Origin of the sequence: Thalassococcus halodurans, from assembly GCF_900108225.1 — a bacterium.
Lineage (GTDB): Bacteria > Pseudomonadota > Alphaproteobacteria > Rhodobacterales > Rhodobacteraceae > Thalassococcus > Thalassococcus halodurans.
On the sequence record NZ_FNUZ01000003.1, the window covers coordinates 120,654 to 141,320 of the forward strand.

Here is a 20,667-nt window from a genome sequence, read left to right on the forward strand (position 1 = left end):
CTATCAGAAAGCGGTTAATTAATGTCGGGGCATCTATGCGTCTGTCTTCGCTTTTTATCGTAGTCGGCACTTTTCTGGCTGCCGCCGCTGTGTCTTTCATCGCCGCTTACTTTTCCGTCAGGCTGGTCGAAGAAAGTTCGATCGCGGGCGTTGAAAGCAGGTTGGCGGATGATGGCGTGACATGGGCCTCGGTCGATGCGAACGGCCTGCAGGTCTTTGTGATCGGCACCGCCCCGACAGAAGCCGAAAGGTTCCGCGCCCTGTCTCTGGCCGGTACGGTAGTAGACGCCGCGCGCGTGATCGACGAGCTGCAAGTCGCCGACAGCGCCGCATTGGAAGCGCCCGATTTTTCCATCGAAATCCTGCGCAACGATGAAAAGATTTCCCTGATCGGTCTGGTGCCCACCAACTACGAAATCGACAACTTCATCGAAATCGTCACCGATATCGCCGGCGGCGAAAACAACGTATCGAACCTGCTTGAAATGGCGAACTTCCCCACGCCCGACGGCTGGGATCGCGCCATTCGCTTTTCGACCCGCGCGCTAGAAGAGCTTCCGCGTTCGAAAATCTCGATCAACGCCGAGGTTGTCGCCGTCAAAGCCATGACCGACAGCGCCGCAGCGAAAGACCGGATCGAAGGTCTGCTGACACGTACCGCGCCGGAAGAAATCACCCTAGAACTGGATCTTGAGGCCCCACGCCCCGTAGTCACGCCCTTTGTGCTGCGTTTCACCAAGACGGCCGACGCCACGGGCTTTGACAGCTGCACGGCCAATACTGAGGCCGCCCGCGACCAAATTCTGGCCGCCGCCAAAGCCGCCGGTCTAGAAGGCGACGCAACCTGCCAGATCGCACTGGGTTCACCTTCCAAGGAATGGGGCAAGGCGACCTCAGCCGCGATCAAAGCTGTGGGTGATCTGGGTGGTGGCGAAGTGACCTTTACCAACGCCGACATCGCGCTTTTGGCTTTGGAAGGTACCGAAGCCGCGCTTTTCGACACGGTGGTCGGCAAACTGGAAAACGCACTTCCCGAAGCCTTCGTTCTGGATGCGGTTCTGCCGGAAACGCCCGATCCCGAAAAGGATCAGGGCCCGATCGAATTCGTCGCCACACGTTCGCCCGAGGGCACTGTGCAACTGCGCGGCCGCATCAACTCTGAAACCGCGCGCAGCACTGCCGAAAACTATGCCCGCGCGCGGTTCACGTCGTCTGACGTGACCGTCGGCACACGGGTTGATCCCGACCTGCCCGCCGACTGGTCCAGCCGCGTTCTGGCCGGGCTTGAGGTTCTGTCGATGCTGGCCAATGGTTCAATCGTTGTGACCCCCGAACAGATGCAGGTCACCGGCGATACAGGCGACCAGAACGCCGAGGCCAACATCGCAGGCGTGCTGGCCGATAAACTGGGCGCCGACAGCTTTGTGCTGAACCTGACCTACAAGGAAAAGCTGGACCCGACGCTTGGCATCCCGACACCAGAAGAATGCGTAGCGCAGATCACCACCATCATCGGCGACCGCAAGATCACCTTTGAACCGGGTTCCGCGACACTCGATTTGTCGGCCAAGGACATTCTGGATGAACTGGCCGAACTTCTGACGCTGTGCGGTGACATTCCGCTGGAAATTCAGGGCCACACCGACAGTCAGGGCCGCGAATTGATGAACGAACAGCTGTCGCAGGAACGGGCGCAATCGGTTCTGAACGCACTGCGTGACCGTCGCGTGTTCACGTCCAGCTATCGGGCCAAAGGCTATGGCGAGGTCAATCCAATCGCCACAAATGACACCGAAGAGGGTCGCGAAGCAAACCGCCGCATTGAATTCCGCCTGATTGAACAAGAATCGACGGAAAATGCTGATGAAACCGTTGAAGAAGGTACATCAGATCAGGCAGAAGGTGTTACGGCGACTGACGCCGGTGAAGGATCGGACAGTGAACAGAACTGAATTTATCATCGCAACCGCGATTATCCTGTTTGTAGCGTTTTGCCTTGGTTGGTTCGCAAACTGGCTGGTGCACCGTTTCACACGCGTCAGTCAGGCCGACGTGAACGAGCTTGAGAAAATGAGCCAGGAACTGCACGAGGCCGAAGAAACCCGTGATCAGGCGATCACCTATCTTCAGCAGCGCGAAGCGGAACTGACCAACCAGCTGACCCAGACCGAAGCCGAACTGTCCGCCGCGATGGAAGGCCTGCGCGAAGCCCGTCACGAGGCCGAAGAACTGCGCAGCTACGTCGAGCGGATGCAGAACCACTAACTACCGCTTGCGCCGGCCTCCGGCGCTGCGTTTGTGGAAATTCGGCGGGCGTTTAGCCACCCATTTCAGAAACCCCTCCATCCTCGGATGCGCCCGCAGCGCCTCGGGCGTATTGAACTCGCGTGCCAGTTCAGTTTCCGTAAAGGTCGCATGGATTTCGTTGTGGCAAATCTGGTGCAGCAACACCGTCGGCCCGCCCTTGCCCCCGCGCAGCCGCGGGATCAGGTGATGCAGGCTTTGCTTGGCATCTGCCGGGATCGGACGCAGGCATAGCGGGCAAATCGGATCAGGATCGGACATCGCCCCCTCTTGTGTGCTAGGTCGTTCCGGCCCATGAGTCTGGCGCGGAATAGCGAAAGATCAAGCCGAATGACCTTGCAGGACATCACAACAGACGCGCTGGTGATCGGCGCCGGACCTGCGGGTTTGATGGCGGCGGATGCCTTGGCCGATGCTGGATATTCGGTGCTGGTGGCGGATCAGAAACCGTCCGTGGCGCGGAAATTCCTGATGGCGGGTAAATCCGGTCTGAACCTGACCAAGGCCGAGCCCTTTGACGCCTTCATGGCCCACTACGGCCCCCATGCCGATGCGCTGCGCCCGATGATCGAACGCGTCAGGCCCGAGGACGTGGCGAACTGGGCGCAAGGGTTGGGACAAGAGGTGTTCACCGGCTCAACGGGCCGTGTTTTTCCCAAAGTAATGAAGGCCTCTCCCCTGTTGCGCGCGTGGTTGGCGCGACTGGACGGGATGGGCGTGACGGTAAACACCCGCTGGCGCTGGACCGGCTGGAAGGACGGCGCGGCAGTTTTCGACACGCCTGATGGTAGGGTGTCGGTGCGGGCGAAAGCCATGGTCCTTGCGATGGGCGGTGCGAGCTGGCGGCGGTTGGGGTCGGACGGCGAGTGGGCTAATACATTGAATAAAAAAGGTATACCGAAAGTATCCTTCGGTCCGTCAAACGTCGGCCTGACCGTTCCATGGTCGCCCCACATGGCGAAAAATTTTGGCAGCCCCATCAAGAACGCGCGTTTCCTTGCAGGCGATATGGAAAACCGTGGTGAGGCGGTGATCAGCGCCAAAGGGTTGGAAGGCGGCGGAATTTATCCGCTTGCCCCTGCCCTGCGCAAAGGCGCGACGCTGCACATCGATCTGATGCCGGATGTGACCGAAGAGGCCATTACCAAACGCCTGTCAAAACCCCGTGGCAAGGACAGCAAATCCAACGCCTTGCGCAAGGCGCTGCGGCTTGATTCGGCGAAACTGGCGCTGCTGATGGAATATGCACGCCCCCTGCCCGATGCGCCGCAGGATGTGGCCAAGTTGGTCAAGGCGCTCCCCATCACCAACGCCACCCTGCGCCCGACGGATGAGGCAATCTCGACCTCGGGCGGGATTCCATTTGAGGCGATGAATGACGGCCTGATGCTGACAGACATGCCCGGCGTGTTTGCCGCCGGTGAAATGCTGGATTGGGACGCGCCCACAGGCGGCTACCTGCTGACCGCCTGCTTTGCGACAGGCCTATGGGCGGGCCAACATGCGGCCCGCTGGATCGCAGATCAGGGCAGTGCCGCGGCCTTTTGATAGGCAGGGCGCTGCATCAGCACCTTGGCGTTGGCTTTGATTTTGTCCGGCAGCGGCGGGAATTTGGCCGCCAGCGCCCACGACCCACAGTGCAGAAGCAGAATATCAGGAATGGTCAGCATGTCGCCCGCCAGAAACGGCCCGTCAATTTCAGCCGCAATGCGCTGGATATTCCGGTCGAATTCGGGCTTCAGGCTTTCCTTCACCTCGGGCACGCGCTGATCCTTGGGCAGTACAAACGTATGTCGCGCCGCCGTCCACAAAAGCGCGTCCAGTTCATCGATGATCCGGTTGGTCCAGGCATCCTGACGGGCGCGGGCGATGGTGCCTGCCGGATGGGTCAGACCGCCGTGTTTGTCGGCCAGATAGGTCATGATCGCGACGGAATCGCAGATCACGTCGTCGCCGTCTTTCAACGCAGGCACTTTGCCAAGGGGTGACACCGCGCGGATTTCATCACTGGCGGGCAGCGCGGGGATATGGTCGTAGGCCAAGCCCAGTTCTTCCATTGCCCACAAAACGCGAAAAGCACGGGTCTTGCGTGACCCGACAACCGTGTAGCCCATCGTTTCCTCCCTGATCGGCGTCAGCGTTTCGCCAACATCGCCAATCGTATGAGCGAACGTTCGACCAAGGCCATAGCCGGTGCTTTCTGACCGGCGGAACGTAACGTCAAATCCGTATCTGTCAGGATTTTCAGCGCCTGTTCCAGCTTCATCATGCCCCAGCCCTGCGCCTGACGCAGCATCCGGTCGCGGCGTGGGCCAAAGATCGGCGGGCGCATGCGGGCGATTCCGGCAGCGGCCCCACCGGGATCAGAGGCGGCCATATGCAAAGCGCGGAAATGGCGGGTCGCCATGATGACAAGCGTCACGGCATTTGCGCCTTGCGCTTCGAGCCGTTGCATCACGGGGCCGATTTCTGTGGCACGGCCTTCGGCGACGACATGCAGGATGTCATCGACCTCGGCCTCGGTCGAGGTGGGCGCCATCAGCGCGACCTCATCCGGTGTCAGCGGCGCGTCATCGCCCAGCTTATACAGCGCGACCTTTTCAACGGTCTGACGGAAATCACCGGGGTCGAGTTCGCGCGACAGGGCCATGATCGCGTCCATCGCCGCGCGGTCCAGATTGGTCAGCCTTGATTTTTTCAGATCAGATTCGATTTCGTCCCGCGTGGGCGGATCGTTATAGATACCGACCGCGTAAGCGCTGGGATGCGCTTCGAACAGTTTGCGCAGCTTGGATGTGGCCTTGAGCATGCCTGCGGTCACAATGATCTGCGCATCGCCCGGTGCCCAATCTTCCATCGCGTTTTTCACGGCGTCGGCGGCGGCCTGATCTGTTGCGCCTTCGACAAAGGCCACGCGCGGACCGGGGAAAAACCCCTGCGCCTTGATCGCGTCGATCAGTTGGGCGGGGTCCTTGCGCAAATCGCCTGCTGGAATGCGGGTCAGGCGCATTTCCGCCTCGCCCTTCGGGCCGACCAAAGCGGCGATGACCTGCTGGCGTTTCAACGCCACGCGCATCGCATCTTCGCCGTAGATCAGCAGGCCCGCCTTATCGGGATCGGGCTTGGCGAAATAGGAAGATGCGTCGCGGGCAGACAGCTTCATGGCAGTTGGTCGGGCTCGATCAGCGTCAGTTGATCCACGATCTGATCAGCCAGAATGGTCATCAAGCGTTCCATTGCGTCGCGTTGGGATGCAAAGGTGGACACGTTCGATCCGCTGGTGGAATAGCCCACAAAGCTGCTGACCGCATGGCTGTGCACGGATTGGCCTGTGGTTTGATCGATCAAATCGTACGACACTTTGGCGTCTAAGTTGGAACGGTTGTTTGACCCTGTCGAGGTAGAGCCAAGAGCGTTTTCACCCGTTGTCAAAACGGTTTTCAGCGAATAGCGCGGCGTCGTGGCGCGGCCCAACCGTTCTTCCAGCCTGCGGTTCAAGATGTATTCGTTGCGATCTGCGGGCTCTTCCAAGGCGATCGCGCCCAAAAGGGCGCTGCCACTGCCTTGTGGGCCATAGGCGGGGGTGAACCCGCAACCGGCCAGCGCCAAGGCGCTGACCAGCAGTATCCGTCGGTTATACGACCACATTCACAATCCGCCCCGGCACAACGATGATCTTTTTCGGTGCAGCGCCATCCAGCGCTTTGACCACAGCATCGTTTGCCAGCGCCAGCTTTTCAACCTCGGCCTTGTCCAGATCTTTCGGAACCGAGATTTCAGCGCGGCGTTTGCCGTTGATCTGGATGGGCATGGTGACCTCATCGTCGATCAACATAGCGGGATCGGCCACGGGCCAGTCGGCATTGGCAATCAGGCCTTCGCCCCCCAGAAGCGACCAGATTTCTTCCGACAGGTGCGGTGTCATCGGGGCCATCAACTGGGCCAGCGCCTTGGCCGCCTGACGTTTCGCGTCACCGCCTGCCTTGGATTTGGACAGGGTGTTGGTGAAGCCGTAAAGACGCGCGATGGCCGCGTTAAAGCCAAAGGTTTCGACACCTTGGGTCACATCATGGATCGCCTTGTGCATTTCGCGCAGCAGGTCTTTGTCGGCGTCATTCGCTGCTTCCTCATTTTGCGAGGCTTCCAGCGCGATGCGGTAGACGCGGCCAAGGTGTTTGTTCGCAGCTTCCGCACCAGAGGCCGTCCATTCCACATCCCGCTCGGGCGGGGAATCGGACAGGACGAACCAACGGGCGGTATCGGCACCGTATTCACCGATGATCGCCACGGGATCGACCACGTTGTTTTTGGACTTCGACATCTTGGCCGACGGAATCACCTCGACCTCGGCGCCGCCGTCTTTCAGGAACGCTTTGCCGTCCTTCAGCTCCACCTCTTCGGGGTAGTGATAAACGGGGCGACCGTCGTCGCCTTTGGTCTGGTAGATCGCGTGGGTCACCATGCCCTGAGTGAACAGCGCATTGAACGGTTCACTGGATTTCGCCGGCAGGTGGCCGGTCATCTGCATCGCCCGCGCGAAGAAGCGCGAATACAGCAGGTGCAGAATCGCGTGCTCGATGCCGCCGATATATTGATCGACGTTCATCCAATATTCGGCCTCGGCCAGATCGGTCGGCGTTTCGGCGCGGGGCGCGGTGAAACGGGCAAAGTACCACGACGAATCCACAAAGGTGTCCATCGTGTCCGTTTCACGCTGGGCGGGCTTGCCACAGGACGGGCAGGTGCAATCGCGCCATGTGGGGTGACGATCCAGCGGGTTGCCGGGGACGTCGAATGTCACGTCGTCGGGCAGCTGAACGGGCAGGTTTTCTTTCTTTTCAGGCACCACGCCGCAGTCGTCACAATGAACGACCGGAATCGGGCAGCCCCAATAGCGCTGACGGGACAGGCCCCAGTCGCGCAGGCGGAACTTGGTTACGCCGTGGCCCACACCATTGGCTTCGCAGAAATCAACGGCGGTATCGATGCCTTCATTGCCTGTCTGCACCTCTTCTCCGGCAAAGCCTTTGACGTAACGCACGGGATCGGGCTTGGACGGCACATAGGCCGGACCGCCGTCTTCCGGCTTGGCAAAGCTGTCGTCGGGTGTGACCGGTTCGAACACGGATGCGACGGGCAGGTCGTATTTGCGCGCGAAATCAAGGTCACGCTGGTCGTGTGCAGGGCAACCAAAGATCGCGCCTGTGCCGTAGTCCATCAGAATGAAGTTGGCGATGTAGATGGGCAGTTCCCACGACGTATCAAACGGGTGACGCACGCGGATGCCGGTATCAAAGCCGCGCTTTTCGGCCTTTTCCAGCTCTTCCTCGGACGTGCCCATGCGGCGGCATTCCGCGCAGAATTCCGCGATCTCGGCGTTGTCTTTTTCCAGATCACGCGCCAGCGGGTGATCGGGCGAAATACCAACGAACGACGCCCCCATCAGCGTATCGGGGCGTGTTGTGTACACCTCGATCCGGTTGTGTGCCTCGGGTCCGTCGATGGTCGAGAATGCAAACTGAAGACCGCGCGATTTGCCGATCCAGTTGGCTTGCATCAGTTTGACCTTGGCAGGCCAGTTGTCCAGCGTGTCCAGCGCTTCCAGCAATTCGTTGGAATAGTCGGAAATCTTGAAGAACCACTGCGTCAGTTCGCGGCGTTCAACCAGCGCACCCGAGCGCCAGCCACGACCGTTTTCAACCTGCTCGTTCGCCAGAACCGTCATATCGACCGGGTCCCAGTTCACGACAGCGTTCTTGCGGTAGACCAGACCTTTTTCAAGGAAATCAAGGAATAGCGCCTGCTGCTGGCCGTAGTATTCCGGATCGCAGGTGGCGAACATGCGCGACCAGTCCAGACCAAAGCCAAGCGGTTTCATCTGGGCAACCATCGTGTCGATGTTGTCGTAGGTCCACGTTTTAGGGTGGCCGTTCGACGCCATCGCCGCGTTTTCCGCAGGCATCCCGAAGGCGTCAAAGCCCATCGGGTGCAGAACGTTGTGGCCTGTCGCCAGTTTATAGCGCGCGATCACATCGCCCATGGTGTAGTTGCGGACGTGACCGATGTGGATGCGGCCCGACGGATAAGGGAACATCTCAAGCACATAATACTTGGGCTTGTCTTCAGAGCGCACGGCTTTGAAGGTTTCGGCCTGATCCCAGGCAGCTTGCCACTTTGGTTCGATCTCGGCGGGTGCGTAACGCGACATGGCTCTTCCTCTGCGACGCGAATTCAATGCGTTTTCGGGCTTGGGTGATAGGGCGGCTAAGGGGCGACGTCCAGTGCTAAGCCGTAATTGACGGGCTGACGCCAAAGCGACAGTCGGGATGAAATGCGCAAAGGCGGTTTGGTTTTTTCAAATCTGCGTGCGAGATTGCGGCAAGGCAGGTCGCGAGTACACCAAAAATGAAGATTCTCTGTATCCACCAGAACTTTCCGGGACAGTACAAACATCTGGCCCCCGCTTTGGCTGCGCGCGGGGACGAGGTGATGGCGCTGACCCCCAAGGTGGACAAGGTCGGCGTTTGGAACGGTGTGCGGCTGATCCCCTATAAAGTGCAGGGCCAAAGCACCAAGGGCATGCACCCGTGGCTTCAAGATTTCGAAACCAAGCTGATCCGCGGCACATCGTGTTTGCGCGCCGCGTTGCAGTTGAAAAAGCAGGGGTACGAGCCGGATGTCATTCTGGCCCATCACGGTTGGGGCGAAAGCCTGTTTCTGAAAGATGTCTGGCCCGACGCAAAACTGGGGCTGTATTGCGAGCTGTATCATCAGACGGACGAGACATTTACGCGCTTCGACCCTGAATTCTTTCCGAAACAGCCGGTTGCCGACACCCAGCGCATCCGCATGAAAAACCTGAACAACCGGCTGCACGAAGAGGTGATGGACGCCGGAATCAGCCCGACGCGCTTTCAGGCCGAAACCTTTCCCAGTCACTGGCAGGATCGTCTGACCGTTTCCCATGACGGGATCGACACCGATCAGGTGATTCCCAATCCGCAGGCAAGGCTAGAGGTCACGGATGGCCGCATCCTGAGCCGCGATGATGAGGTGATCACCTTTATCAACCGCAACCTCGAACCCTATCGCGGCTATCACATCTTTATGCGCAGCCTGCCCGCGTTGCTGGCGGCGCGGCCCAAGGCACATGTTGTTCTGCTAGGCGGGGACGAGGTGAGCTATGGCGCCAAAGCGCCGGACGGTAAAACGTGGAAGCAAATCTACATTGATGAAGTGCGCCCACAGATTTCAGACGCCGACTGGGCCCGCGTGCATTTCCTTGGCCGCGTCCCCTACCCGCGTTTTCTGTCGATGCTGCAGGTCAGCCGCGTGCATGTCTATCTGACCTATCCGTTTGTTCTTAGCTGGTCCTTGCTGGAAGCCATGAGCGCGGAATGCGCCATCGTGGCCAGCAGCACGGCACCGGTGAAAGAAGTGATCAAGGATGGCGAAACCGGCCTGCTGGTGGATTTCTTCGACAAAGACACTTTGACCAAAACCGTGGTTGATCTGCTAGAGAACGGCACGCAACGTAGGGCTTTGGGCGCAGCGGCGCGCGCGTTTGTGCAAGAGAACTACGATCTGAAGCAAATTTGCCTGCCCAGACAGCTTGCATGGGTCGACGCCCTTGCCGAAACGGCAGGGCGACGTCCCCAAGATTAAGTCAGTTTGGTTTAGAAGCGCGAGTCGCGGTCACGCAGCTGGCGCGCACGGGTCAGAATGGCGTCTTCGATTGCGCGGGTTGTTGCCGTGCTGACAGGGCCGCTGCGGGTCATCAGCGCCACGTTCAACGAACGCGCATCCAGCGCAGGGTCCGAGACGTAGATTGTCGCGCGGTAGGCACGGCCACCACCCGGAGGTGTGCCATAGCCTGTTGTGATAACGCCAGTGAACGGATCGACCGATTCAATCGGCAGGAAATCAAGCGTTTCAAGCGCCGCATTCCAGATGTAGCGGTTGACCGAACCAACCTTTTCATCCGACCGCGGCTTGAAGATATCCCAGATCGTGGATGTGGGCGCGCCGGCCTCACCGTAAACTTCCTGATCCATGATTTCATCGGCAGAACGGGTATTTACAGGTTGCTGGGCGCCCCCACGCTGAAACATTCCGCATCCCGCGACCGAGACCAAAGCAAGTGTCAGACAAAGGCCTTTAGCAAAACGCTGCATTATGAATTTCCCCGCTCTCGCCGCAATTTTCCGGTCAAACCTTCCTTACAGTGGCTGCGGGGCTGCGACAAGATCAAGATGAAAAGGGCCGGAAACGTAAACAGCACTTACAATCTATAGTGTTTTTACTCCGCACAGAACGGCAGTCGCATTGCTTGTGGCAAATGTGCATCATCAAAAAGCTTGTTAGCCGCGGATTGTCCGCGCGGGTTGCACCCTTGGCGGTCAAAGGCGCATAGATCATGCCATCAAGGCCGGGTATCCGGATTGGTACGTGCCTTACGAACACATGAGGGAAAAAATGAAAAAGATTCTTCTTGCTTCCACAGCGCTGGTCGCATCCGCTGGCATCGCGTCGGCAGAGGTTTCCATTTCCGGTATGGCGGAAATGGGTATCTTCAACTCCGGTAGCGCCAACATCAACATCAACACCACAACCACGGTAGTATCGTCCGCCGTCGTAACTTTGACATCGGTTACAACAACCGAAACAGAAGGCGATACACAGTTCTTCACAGACATCGACGTCACATTCAAAATGTCCGGCGAAACAGACGGTGGCATCTCCTTCGGTGCAACTGTTGATCTGGACGAGAACGCAGCATTCGCTCCGGCGACACAGGGCGGCGAAACAATCTTCGTTTCCTACGGTGGCGCGACCCTGACAATGGGCGACACAGACGGTGCGTTCGACGCAGCTATGCCTGAAGTTCTGATGGCTGGCGGCTCGATCAACGACGACGAAGAAAACGCAGGTTACAACGGTAACTCCGGCTTCGACGGCAAAGGCGACGGTCAAGTTGCACGCTTCGACTACGCATTCGACGCGTTCACACTGTCCCTGTCCGCTGAGCAAATGGACGACGGTGCTTCCGACGACAACATCATCGGTGTTGGCGTTAAGTACTCCGGCGACTTCAACGGCATCGCAGTCACAGCTGGTCTGGGTTACCAGACAGGTGAGAACATGGCGTTCGCGCCCATGGCGACGCTGAACGGCGCAGGCTTCGCATTCGTATCTGACGCAGAAATCATCGGTGTTGGCGTAACAGCTGGCTTCGCAAACGGTTTCTCTGCAGGTCTGAACTACTCGTCCACAGATTACGACCTCGATGGCCTGGAAAACACCACGCACATGGGTCTGGGTCTGGGTTACGAAGCAAACGCTCTGGCAGTTGGCTTCAACTACGGCGCCTATGAAAACTTCGCAGGCGTCGAAGACCATGACGTAACCGGCTATGGTCTGGCAGTTGCATACGACCTGGGTGGCGGTCTGTCGGCAAAAGCTGGCTACGGGTCCAGCACTGTAGAACTGGGTGACGACGAAGTTCAGTACGACTCCTTCTCCCTGGGTCTGGGCATGTCCTTCTAATCTCACCTGAGATTAGGACATCAGTTAAGAGCGGGCCTTGCGCCCGCTCTTTTCTTTTGGGACATGAAGGAAAAGAGTTTGGAGAGATAAATGTCACAGGACGTTGTCGCGCGCATTAAAACAGAGTACCGTAGTGCCCTTGAGAAATTGAACAATGGCTTTCCTGAGGAAGCCCGCCTGGGTTTCACCAAGCTTTTAATGGAACAACCAAACTCTCCAGAAATCCACTATCAGCTTTCACGCGTCGCATATGAAAAGGGCGAACGCACAAAGCAGTTTGAGTACTTAAAGAAAGCACTGGAACTGAAGCCAACTGAACCAGGTCTTGTCGAAACTCTAATCGACTTATTCGATGACCTAGGTGAATATGACCAGGCTCTAGAGGCACACGACCATCTTGCTCTGATTTCCCCCAACAAGAAGAAGGTTGCTACCAAGAAAGCAGCGTACCTTCAGCGACTGGGCCGCTTTGAAGAGGCTCAAGTGCGCTTTCGAAAATTGATAAAAAATAGCCCACTGTCCGGGAATCTTTACAAAACTTTCTATACTGGCATGAAGGTGCCAGAAAATGAGCCAACACTTAAAACTTTAGGAAAACTCCTAAAGAGTAAAAAGGCCGATAAACGTGAGCTCATGCAAGGCCACTACGCGATGGCCAAGGCGTTGGAAGACCAGAAAAAGTTCGATCAGGTATTCGATCACCTAAACGCGGCGAATGCCCTCCAAGCTGAACTGGCTCCGATCAAAGAAGAAAAGCAAAATGTCATCCACGACGTGTTTTACGAAAAACAGCTGAAGGGTGATCTGAAGCCGATCGACTTTGAATCGCCCGTCACCCCTGTTTTTGTCACTGGCATGCCCCGCTCGGGTACAACACTGACAGAACAAATCATCGCGGCTCATTCGAATGCCACAGCGGGTGGCGAACTTGGGATTATTTTCAATCGGACCACAAACCTGCCAATTGCAAATAATGACCCGAAACCGCTGCACCTTTGCACGGAAGAAGAGCTGCGCCTGTATGCCGAAACTTTCATCAAACTGATGCAGCGCGATACAGGTGCGAAGTCGGGTGTCATCACTGACAAATCCATCCGCGCAGATGTGATTTACGGCTACCTCGCAACGGCAATGCCGCAAGCCAAATTCATCGTCGTACAGCGCGATGCGCGCGACATTGCGATCTCGATTTATAAGAACATGTTCAAGCTGGGCTCGCACCGTTATGCGAATAGCTTGCCCGAAATCGCGAAAGCCATCAAAGCCTTCCGCAAAAATGTCGAGCATTGGAAAGAACGTATGCCCGAGCGGATTTATGAGGTTTATTACGACCAGCTCGTGGCTGACCCCGAAAATCAGGCGCGCGCGTTGATTGATGCGGCGGGGCTTGAATGGGAAGACGCTTGTCTTGAGTTCCACAAAGCTAAGAACCGTGTGAAAACGCTGTCTGTCGCGCAGGTGCGTCAGCCGATCAACAAGGGTTCGTCGCAGGCGTGGAAGCGGTACGAGAAAGACCTTCAGCCGTTCATCGAAGAGTGGGGGGATGATCCGTGGGTCTAAGCGACATCAAGGATCGTATTGCCAAGGCCGAAGCCGAGGCTGGCCGTGCGGCCGGTTCGGTTGAACTGATTGCCGTGTCCAAGATACAGCCGCTGGAACGGGTCGAGGCGGTTCTGGACGAAGGGCACCGTGTCTTCGGTGAAAACCGCGTGCAGGAGGCGCAGGGCAAATGGCCTGCGTTCAAGGAACGCTATGACGGAGTGTCTTTGCATCTGCTGGGCCCGCTTCAGACCAACAAGGCACGCGTCGCGATGGAACTGTTTGATGCGATCCATTCCGTGGACCGCCCGAAGCTGGCCCATGCCATCGCCCGTCTAGCACAGGAACTGGGCCACTGCCCCGAGCTGTTCCTGCAGGTCAACACTGGCGAGGAAGAGCAAAAGGCTGGCGTCATGCCCGCCGACGCGGATGCGTTCATCAAGGAATGCCGGGATCTGGATTTGTCGATCCGCGGCCTGATGTGCATCCCGCCGGTGGATGAAACGCCGTCCCTGCATTTCTCGCTGTTGGCCAAGATCGCCGAACGCAACGGCATCACCGGCCTGAGCATGGGAATGTCTGGCGATTTCGAGCAGGCGATTGCCTTTGGCGCTACCCATGTGCGTGTCGGTTCTGCCATCTTTGGCGAACGTGTCTACGACTAACCGCCTGTGCTGCTTTGCAGCAGGTGACAGGCCGTAAAAGCAGGCCTATAAGGCCCGCGAAACCGTATTGATTGACAAGGAAACCTCCCATGACGATTCAGGTCTTCGGCCACAAATCGCCCGACACAGACTCTACTGGTAGCCCGATCATCTGGGCTTGGTATCTGAACCAGATCAAAGGCACAGCGGCCAAGCCGGTCCTGCTGGGCGAGCCGAACACAGAAGCGGCGTTCATGCTGGAGCGTTGGGGTCTGGACAAGCCCGAAATCATTGCAGACGTCGAAGATGGCGCGCCGGTAGTCATCGTGGACACGAACAACCCTGCCGAACTGCCTGCGAACGTCAACAACGCCGACATCCAGGGCATCATCGACCACCACAAGCTGGTCGGCGGTCTGGAAACCAAAGGCCCGATCGAAATCCGCGTTGAGCCGCTGGCATGTACAGCAACCATCATGTGGAAAATGATCGGCAAGGATCTGGCGCAAGCCCCCGAGGGTGTCAAAGGCGCGATGCTGACATGTATCCTGTCCGACACGCTGGAATTCCGTTCGCCCACAACAACACAGGAAGACAAGGCAGTTGCCCACGCGCTGGCCGACGATCTGGGTGTGAACATCGGTGAACTGGCGGCAGAAATGTTTGCTGCGAAATCCGACGTTTCCGCGTTCTCGGATGCCGAACTGATCCGCATGGACAGCAAGGAATACGAAGTCGACGGCACAAAGTTCCGCGTGTCGGTTCTGGAAACCACGGCCCCTGACATCCCGCTGAACCGCAAGGACAGCCTGATGGAAACCATGAAAACCGTTCAGTCCGAAGACGGCGTTGATCAGGTTTTGCTGTTCGTGGTCGACATTCTGAAAGAAGAGGCCACCCTGCTGGTGCCGAACGATCTGGTGAAGTCCGTGGCCGAGAAGAGCTTTGCCGCATCGGTCAGCGGCGACACGGTTGTGCTGCCGGGCATCATGAGCCGGAAGAAACAGATCATTCCGAACCTGAAGGTTTGATCGAACAAGGCGTCCTTCGGGGCGCCTTTTTCATATGCGGGGGGCATTATGGCGATTGTTGTATTTGATCTAGATGGCACGCTGATCGACAGCGCGCCGGATATTCGGGCGACCGCCAATGACGTTCTGTCCGCGATGGACGCAGCGCCCTTGGATCTGGCCGAAACGATTTCCTTTATCGGCAATGGCGCGGGTGTGTTTGTCCGCAAGATGCGCGAAGCCCGCCATCTGCCCGAGGCACGCGAAGCAGAGATGCTGCGTTTGTTTCTGGAAGGGTACGAGAACGCCAAGGACCTGACGCAGCTGTATTCCGGTGTGCTTGATGCGCTGAAAGTGCTTCAGGGTCAGGGCCACGCGCTTGGCCTGTGCACCAACAAGCCCGAGGTCCCTGCGCGGGCCATTCTAAAGCACATGGGGCTAGAGCCGTTCTTTCCCGCTGTCACCGGCGGTGACAGCTTGCCTTTGCGCAAACCCGATCCTGCGCCGCTGCTGGCAACCTGCGATGCGCTTGGCGACGGGCCACGCATCTATGTGGGCGACAGCGAAGTGGATGCAGAAACGGCTGACCGCGCCGGCATTCCGTTTCTGCTGTTTGAAGGCGGCTATCGCAAAAGGCCGGTGGCTGATCTGCCCCATGCGGCTAGCTTCACCGATTTCGCCGCCCTGCCTGATCTGGTCGCGGCACACGCGTGATGGAACCTGTTCTGACGGCCCTAGGCTTTCTGGTTCTGATCAATATCGCGGCCTTCGCCGCCTTTGCCGAAGACAAACGACGGGCAGCCAAAGGGCTGTGGCGGATATCGGAAAGCAGCCTTTTGACACTCGCGCTGTTGGGCGGCTGGGGTGGCGCAAAACTGGCGCAGCGCAGGTTCCGGCATAAGACGCGCAAGGAACCTTTTCGCACCGCATTGAATTCTATTCCTGCCGTGTGGGTCATCCTGCTGGGCGTGATTTGGTTCACCGGCGTTCGCCCGTGACTGGATTTTTCGCCTGCCACGCGTCATATCGAAGATAACAGAACTCAGAGGCCCATTATGACCCAGATCATCCAGTCCCTTTCCGAGGTATCCGACCGCTATGACGCGCTGTTCGTCGATCTGTGGGGCTGTGTGCATAACGGGATCGAGGCCTATCCCGACGCCGTCGCGGCACTTCAGGCGTTTCGGGCCAAGGGTGGTAAAGTCGTGCTGCTGACGAACGCGCCGCGCCCCCGTGACAGCGTGGAACGCCAGATCACCAAAATGGGCGTTCCGGATGATGCATGGGACACCATCGCGACATCGGGTGATTCTGCGCGGGCTGCGATGTTCACCGGCGCTGTGGGTCAGAAAATCTGGTTCATGGGTGAAGATCACGACAAGTCGTTCTTCAAACCTCTGGCGATCATCGACAACCCTGTCGATATCCAGCAGGTGCCGCTGGAAGAGGCTGAAGGCATCGTCTGCTGCGGCCCGTTTGATCCGCACGCGGACCCCGATGTGAACCGCCCGCAGTTCCTGTATGCCAAGCAAAAGGGTCTGAAGCTGCTTTGCGCGAACCCCGATATCGTAGTGGACCGTGGCGAGCGCCGTGAATGGTGCGCGGGTGCCCTGGCGCGGCTTTATACCGAGATGGGCGGCGAGAGCCTGTACTTTGGCAAACCCCACCCGCCGATCTACGATCTGGCGCGCCGTCGCTTGACCGAACTGGGTGTCGATGCCTCGGATGCCGCGATTCTGGCTATCGGCGATGGGCCCCACACAGACGTCGATGGGGCCATGGGCGAAGACATCGACTCGCTTTTCATTACCGGCGGCTTAGCGTCGCAGGAGACGAAAACCGTCGATCAACCGGATGCGGACGCGCTAAGCGATTATATCCAAAAGGAAAAAATCGCTCCAACCTTCTCAATCGGATTTTTGCGGTAATCATCTTTTCTCTTGATTTTCTGCGCCTGCAAAGTAATAAAGTTGCGCGAATAGCAAACATGTGCGACTTTTATTACCGGACCGCTGAATATGGAGAGACCAATGCTCGATAATATGCCTCGCGGCACGATCTGCATTGAAGACATCGAGATGGGCATGACCCGTCATCTTCGTAAAGAGGTCACCGATAAAGACATCGAGATGTTTGCCGAGGTCTCGACAGACCACAATCCGGTGCATCTGGACGAAGACTATGCGCAGGACACGATCTTTGAAGGTCGGATTGCCCACGGCATGCTGACTGCTGGCCTGATCTCGGCTGTGATCGGTGAACAGCTTCCGGGTCATGGCACGATTTATATGGGTCAGACGCTGAAGTTCCTGGGCCCTGTGCGCCCCGGTGATGTTGTCTATGCCGAAGTAAAGGTCATCGACATCGATCTGGCCAAGCGCCGCGTCAAGCTGGATTGCCATTGCTCGGTCAACGACAAGAAAGTGCTGATTGGCGAAGCGACTGTTCTGGCACCCAGCCGGAAGTTCGACTGATCCCATCCTCCGCCGCGTTATTTCGGCCCAACAGGCGCAGGCTTCTTGCGCCTGCCTAAGGGGAAAGATAACCCTCGGTCCATGAGGATCATCCGCGACTATCAATTCGTAACCCCCGAAGACCGAGGCGCAAGCGCCGCTATCGGTAACTTTGACGGTGTACATATCGGCCACCAATCCGTGATCGAGATCGCGCGCAAGGCTGATCCGTCTGCCCCGCTGGGCGTGGTGACGTTTGAACCGCACCCCCGCGAATATTTCGCCCCCGATGCCCCGCCCTTCCGCCTGATGAGCCCAAAGGCCCGCGCCACGCGGTTGGAAAAGCTGGGTGTTGAACGGCTGTACGAGCTGAACTTCAACGCCGCCTTGGCCGCGTTGACCCCACGCGAATTCGCTGAAAACGTGATCACCCGTGGACTGGGGCTAAAACACGTCGTGGTTGGTGCCGATTTCTGTTTCGGCAAGGGCCGGTCCGGCACCGTTCAGGATTTACAGACCTTTGGCAAGGAAATGGGGTTTGGGGTGACGATTGCAGAACTGCTGGAAGGCACAGAAGGTCAGGTATCATCCACCGCGATCCGCACAGCGCTTAGCGAAGGACGCCCACGGGATGCGGCGGCACAATTGGGCCACTGGCACCGGATCGAAGGCAAGGTGATCGGCGGCGAACAGCGCGGTCGAGAACTTGGCTATCCCACAGCAAACATGTCCATCGACGGGCTGCACCCACCCAAGTTCGGCGTCTATGCCGTTCTGGTCGATGTGTTGGACGGCCCCCACAAGGGCACCTACCACGGCGCGGCATCGTTGGGCGTGCGTCCGATGTTTGGCGAGAACCGTGCGAACCTTGAAACCTTCCTGTTCGATTTCTCGGGCGATCTGTATGGCTCGACCTTGTCCATCGGGCTGGTCGATTTCCTGCGCCCCGAAGAAAAATTCGACGGGCTTCAGGCGCTGATTGACCAGATGGATGCAGACTGCCGTCAGGCGCGGGATATTCTGGGTGCGCTATGAGCGATGACCCGATCAAACGCGACGGTCTTTCCCCCCGTTTTTGGGAGAAGAAACACTATTCCAAGCTGAACAAAGCGGAATGGGAAGCGCTGTGCGACGGCTGCGGCAAATGCTGTCTGAACAAGCTGGAAGACCCCGACACAGGCGAAGTGGCCCTGACCCGCGTGGCCTGTCGCCTGTTTGACGATAGCACCTGCCGCTGTTCGCAATACGACATCCGCCACCAGTTCGTACCGGAATGCATCGTGATGACCCCGCAGAACATCGAAGAGCACGCCTATTGGCTGCCGAAGACCTGCGCCTATTATCTGCTGTGGTCGGGACAGAACCTTTATGATTGGCATCCGCTGATTTCTGGTACGCCTGAAAGCGTGCATGACGCCGGCGTTAGTATGCGCGATGCCACCGTTGCAGAATTTGAAGTTGATGATGACGACTGGGAAAATCACATTATCGACGAACCCATCTAAGACCTAAGGAACGCGCAATGTACTTTGCATCGGACAACGCCGGCCCCCTCCACCCCAAAGCGCTTGAGGCGCTGACACGTGCGAACGAAGGCTATGTTCCGGGCTATGGCGGCGATGATCTGACAGCCCGCGTCCAAGACCGCATCCGCGACCTGTTCGAAGCGCCCGACGCCGCCGTTTATCTGGTGGCAACAGGCACAGCCGCAAACAGCATTGCCTTGGCCAATTACTGCCAACCGTTCCAGACAGTGTTCTGCACACCACTTGCCCATATCAACGTCGATGAATGCAACGCGCCCGAGTTTTACATGGGCGGCGGCAAGCTGACGCTGGTTCCGGGCAGCGACCGGATGACCCCCGATGCCTTGCGTGCGACCATTGAAGGCGAAGAGGTACGCGGCGTTCACGGCCCGCAGCGCGGCCCCGTGTCGATCACCCAGATCACCGAATACGGCAACCTATATAGCCTTGAGGATCTGCACGCGCTGACGGCGGTGGCCAAGGACTATAACCTGCCCGTCCATCTGGACGGCGCCCGCTTTGCCAACGCCTGCATGGCGCTTGGCTGCACGCCAGCCGAAATGTCGTGGAAGGCCGGCGTCGATGTCGCTGTCTTTGGCGGCACCAAGAACGGCCTGATGGGCGTTGAAGCGGTGGTGATGTTCGATCCTGACAAAGCGTGGGAATTCGAGTTGCGCCGCAAACGCGGGGGCCATCTGTTTTCGAAACATCGCTACCTGGCGGCACAGATGGACGCCTATCTGGACGACAATCTGTGGATGACATTGGCGCAGCAATCCAACGCCAACGCCGCCCATCTGGTCGAAGGTCTGACAGGCGCAGCAACGATCCGCAATGAACCCAAGGGCAACATGGTGTTCTTTGATGTGCCCCGTCACCTGCATCAGAAACTGCAGGCCGCTGGCGCGATGTATTACCTGTGGGAAGGCACGTTCGAAGGGGACGATCCGAACGAAATGCTGACAGGCCGGTTGGTCTGTGACTGGTCCATCAGCCAAGACAACATCGACAAATTCATCAGTCTGGTGAAAGCGGGCTAAGGCTCGATCAGTTCAGCTGGAAATGCAGCTCGTAGGTGCCTTCGTTGAAGGCACCGAACATGTCCGCCACATCGGGATGTTCGACCGGTTCGTTGGAATAGTCGGCAATCAGGTTCTGCTCGGACACGTAGGCCACGTAAAAGCTCTGATCGTTTTCCGCCAGAAGATGGTAGAACGGCTGCTCCTTGGTGGGGCGGCTGTCCTCGGGGATCGCCTCGTACCATTCTTCGGTATTCGCAAACTCCGGGTCCACGTCAAAAACCACCCCGCGGAAGGGGTGTTTTTTGTGTCGGACCACTTGGCCGAGGTTATATTTGGCGCGTTGCGAGTGCATAGACGATATCCCTAACGGGCTAATAATAACCTTTCAATCGCATTTTGTTCAACTTTTGGCCACATTTTGGTTGGAAACACTGTGTGGACGATAGTCCTACAGTTAACATTTTGTATCTTTTGCGGATTTTTTCGCACTTTGGATACAAAGGTATTTTGCCGCTGTTTCAATCCGCCACAATCCCGCTGATGCAACGAAATGTGTTTTCACCTTCGGGCGAATTCCGGTATATTGAATGCAATCAAAAAGCTGAAAGCAGCAAAAAATAGCG

The 20,667-nt window shown here is 57.8% G+C and carries 22 protein-coding genes; 15 read left to right on the top strand and 7 right to left on the bottom strand.

Annotated elements, in window-relative coordinates; genetic code table 11:
• Nucleotides 1–35 precede the first annotated feature (35 nt).
• Nucleotides 36–1,952, top strand: coding sequence for an OmpA family protein (locus C4S59_RS10530; RefSeq protein WP_103910469.1), 1,917 nt, complete (start codon nt 36–38; stop codon nt 1,950–1,952).
• Nucleotides 1,939–2,265 (top strand): hypothetical protein, encoded by a 327-nt coding sequence (locus C4S59_RS10535; protein ID WP_103910470.1) that lies wholly within the window; start codon nt 1,939–1,941, stop codon nt 2,263–2,265. The genes C4S59_RS10530 and C4S59_RS10535 overlap by 14 nt, the downstream gene beginning before the upstream one ends.
• On the opposite strand, the gene C4S59_RS10540 is transcribed toward C4S59_RS10535, so the two are convergent.
• The gene (locus tag C4S59_RS10540) at nt 2,266–2,565 is read right to left on the bottom strand and encodes an HNH endonuclease family protein (protein WP_103910471.1); all 300 of its coding nucleotides are present in this window, start codon (nt 2,563–2,565) and stop codon (nt 2,266–2,268) included.
• Between the two features lie 69 nt (nt 2,566–2,634).
• On the opposite strand from C4S59_RS10540, the gene C4S59_RS10545 reads away from it, so the two are divergent.
• Nucleotides 2,635–3,852 (top strand): TIGR03862 family flavoprotein, encoded by a 1,218-nt coding sequence (locus tag C4S59_RS10545; protein WP_103910472.1) that lies wholly within the window; start codon nt 2,635–2,637, stop codon nt 3,850–3,852.
• Here C4S59_RS10545 and C4S59_RS10550 read toward each other — a convergent pair.
• Genes C4S59_RS10550 through leuS form a run of 4 tightly spaced genes read right to left on the bottom strand, consistent with a single transcriptional unit; the run spans nt 3,828 to nt 8,512 of the window.
• The gene (locus tag C4S59_RS10550) at nt 3,828–4,418 is read right to left on the bottom strand and encodes a glutathione S-transferase family protein (RefSeq protein ID WP_103910473.1); all 591 of its coding nucleotides are present in this window, start codon (nt 4,416–4,418) and stop codon (nt 3,828–3,830) included. The genes C4S59_RS10545 and C4S59_RS10550 overlap by 25 nt on opposite strands.
• A 20-nt stretch (nt 4,419–4,438) precedes the next feature.
• Nucleotides 4,439–5,467 (bottom strand): DNA polymerase III subunit delta, encoded by a 1,029-nt coding sequence (gene holA / locus C4S59_RS10555; protein ID WP_103910474.1) that lies wholly within the window; start codon nt 5,465–5,467, stop codon nt 4,439–4,441.
• Complete coding sequence (gene lptE / locus C4S59_RS10560; RefSeq protein WP_103910475.1) at nt 5,464–5,952, bottom strand: LPS assembly lipoprotein LptE; 489 nt, start codon at nt 5,950–5,952, stop codon at nt 5,464–5,466. The genes holA and lptE overlap by 4 nt, the downstream gene beginning before the upstream one ends.
• A complete protein-coding gene (leuS, locus tag C4S59_RS10565; RefSeq protein WP_103910476.1) occupies nt 5,939–8,512 on the bottom strand; it encodes a leucine--tRNA ligase in 2,574 nt (857 codons plus the stop codon). Before leuS ends, lptE begins: the two co-directional genes overlap by 14 nt.
• Before the next feature lie 197 nt (nt 8,513–8,709).
• Here leuS and C4S59_RS10570 point away from each other — a divergent pair, with 197 nt between their 5' ends.
• Entirely contained in the window at nt 8,710–9,969 is a 1,260-nt protein-coding gene (locus C4S59_RS10570; RefSeq protein ID WP_103910477.1) for a glycosyltransferase, read from the top strand.
• Between the two features lie 11 nt (nt 9,970–9,980).
• Here the strand turns inward: C4S59_RS10570 and C4S59_RS10575 are convergent, their stop codons facing one another.
• On the bottom strand, nt 9,981–10,478 hold the full coding sequence (locus tag C4S59_RS10575; protein WP_407703052.1) for a DUF3576 domain-containing protein: 498 nt from the start codon (nt 10,476–10,478) through the stop codon (nt 9,981–9,983).
• Nucleotides 10,479–10,779: 301 nt separating this feature from the next.
• Between C4S59_RS10575 and C4S59_RS10580 the strand changes: the two genes are divergently transcribed.
• From C4S59_RS10580 to C4S59_RS10630, 11 genes are all read left to right on the top strand, one after another.
• On the top strand, nt 10,780–11,850 hold the full coding sequence (locus C4S59_RS10580) for a porin (protein ID WP_103910478.1): 1,071 nt from the start codon (nt 10,780–10,782) through the stop codon (nt 11,848–11,850).
• 90 nt (nt 11,851–11,940) lie between these two features.
• Entirely contained in the window at nt 11,941–13,410 is a 1,470-nt protein-coding gene (locus C4S59_RS10585) for a tetratricopeptide repeat-containing sulfotransferase family protein (RefSeq protein WP_103910479.1), read from the top strand.
• Nucleotides 13,401–14,054, top strand: coding sequence for a YggS family pyridoxal phosphate-dependent enzyme (locus C4S59_RS10590; protein WP_103910480.1), 654 nt, complete (start codon nt 13,401–13,403; stop codon nt 14,052–14,054). The genes C4S59_RS10585 and C4S59_RS10590 overlap by 10 nt, the downstream gene beginning before the upstream one ends.
• An 89-nt stretch (nt 14,055–14,143) precedes the next feature.
• The gene (locus tag C4S59_RS10595) at nt 14,144–15,064 is read left to right on the top strand and encodes a manganese-dependent inorganic pyrophosphatase (protein ID WP_103910481.1); all 921 of its coding nucleotides are present in this window, start codon (nt 14,144–14,146) and stop codon (nt 15,062–15,064) included.
• 48 nt (nt 15,065–15,112) lie between these two features.
• The gene (gph, locus tag C4S59_RS10600; protein WP_200813210.1) at nt 15,113–15,757 is read left to right on the top strand and encodes a phosphoglycolate phosphatase; all 645 of its coding nucleotides are present in this window, start codon (nt 15,113–15,115) and stop codon (nt 15,755–15,757) included.
• Nucleotides 15,757–16,041 carry a DUF1294 domain-containing protein gene (locus tag C4S59_RS10605; RefSeq protein ID WP_103910483.1) on the top strand — a complete coding sequence of 95 codons (285 nt, stop codon included), beginning with the start codon at nt 15,757–15,759 and terminating at the stop codon, nt 16,039–16,041. The genes gph and C4S59_RS10605 overlap by 1 nt, the downstream gene beginning before the upstream one ends.
• A 57-nt stretch (nt 16,042–16,098) precedes the next feature.
• Entirely contained in the window at nt 16,099–16,971 is an 873-nt protein-coding gene (locus C4S59_RS10610) for a TIGR01459 family HAD-type hydrolase (RefSeq protein WP_103910484.1), read from the top strand.
• A gap of 102 nt (nt 16,972–17,073) precedes the next feature.
• Entirely contained in the window at nt 17,074–17,517 is a 444-nt protein-coding gene (locus C4S59_RS10615; RefSeq protein ID WP_103910485.1) for a MaoC family dehydratase, read from the top strand.
• 81 nt (nt 17,518–17,598) lie between these two features.
• A complete protein-coding gene (locus C4S59_RS10620; protein WP_103910486.1) occupies nt 17,599–18,531 on the top strand; it encodes a bifunctional riboflavin kinase/FAD synthetase in 933 nt (310 codons plus the stop codon).
• Complete coding sequence (locus tag C4S59_RS10625; RefSeq protein ID WP_103910487.1) at nt 18,528–19,001, top strand: YcgN family cysteine cluster protein; 474 nt, start codon at nt 18,528–18,530, stop codon at nt 18,999–19,001. The genes C4S59_RS10620 and C4S59_RS10625 overlap by 4 nt, the downstream gene beginning before the upstream one ends.
• 17 nt (nt 19,002–19,018) lie before the next feature.
• A complete protein-coding gene (locus C4S59_RS10630; protein WP_103910488.1) occupies nt 19,019–20,062 on the top strand; it encodes a threonine aldolase family protein in 1,044 nt (347 codons plus the stop codon).
• Between the two features lie 7 nt (nt 20,063–20,069).
• Here the strand turns inward: C4S59_RS10630 and hspQ are convergent, their stop codons facing one another.
• Nucleotides 20,070–20,396: a heat shock protein HspQ gene (gene hspQ, locus C4S59_RS10635; RefSeq protein ID WP_103910489.1), complete on the bottom strand. Its 327-nt coding sequence runs from the start codon at nt 20,394–20,396 to the stop codon at nt 20,070–20,072.
• Between the last annotated feature and the right edge of the window lie 271 nt (nt 20,397–20,667).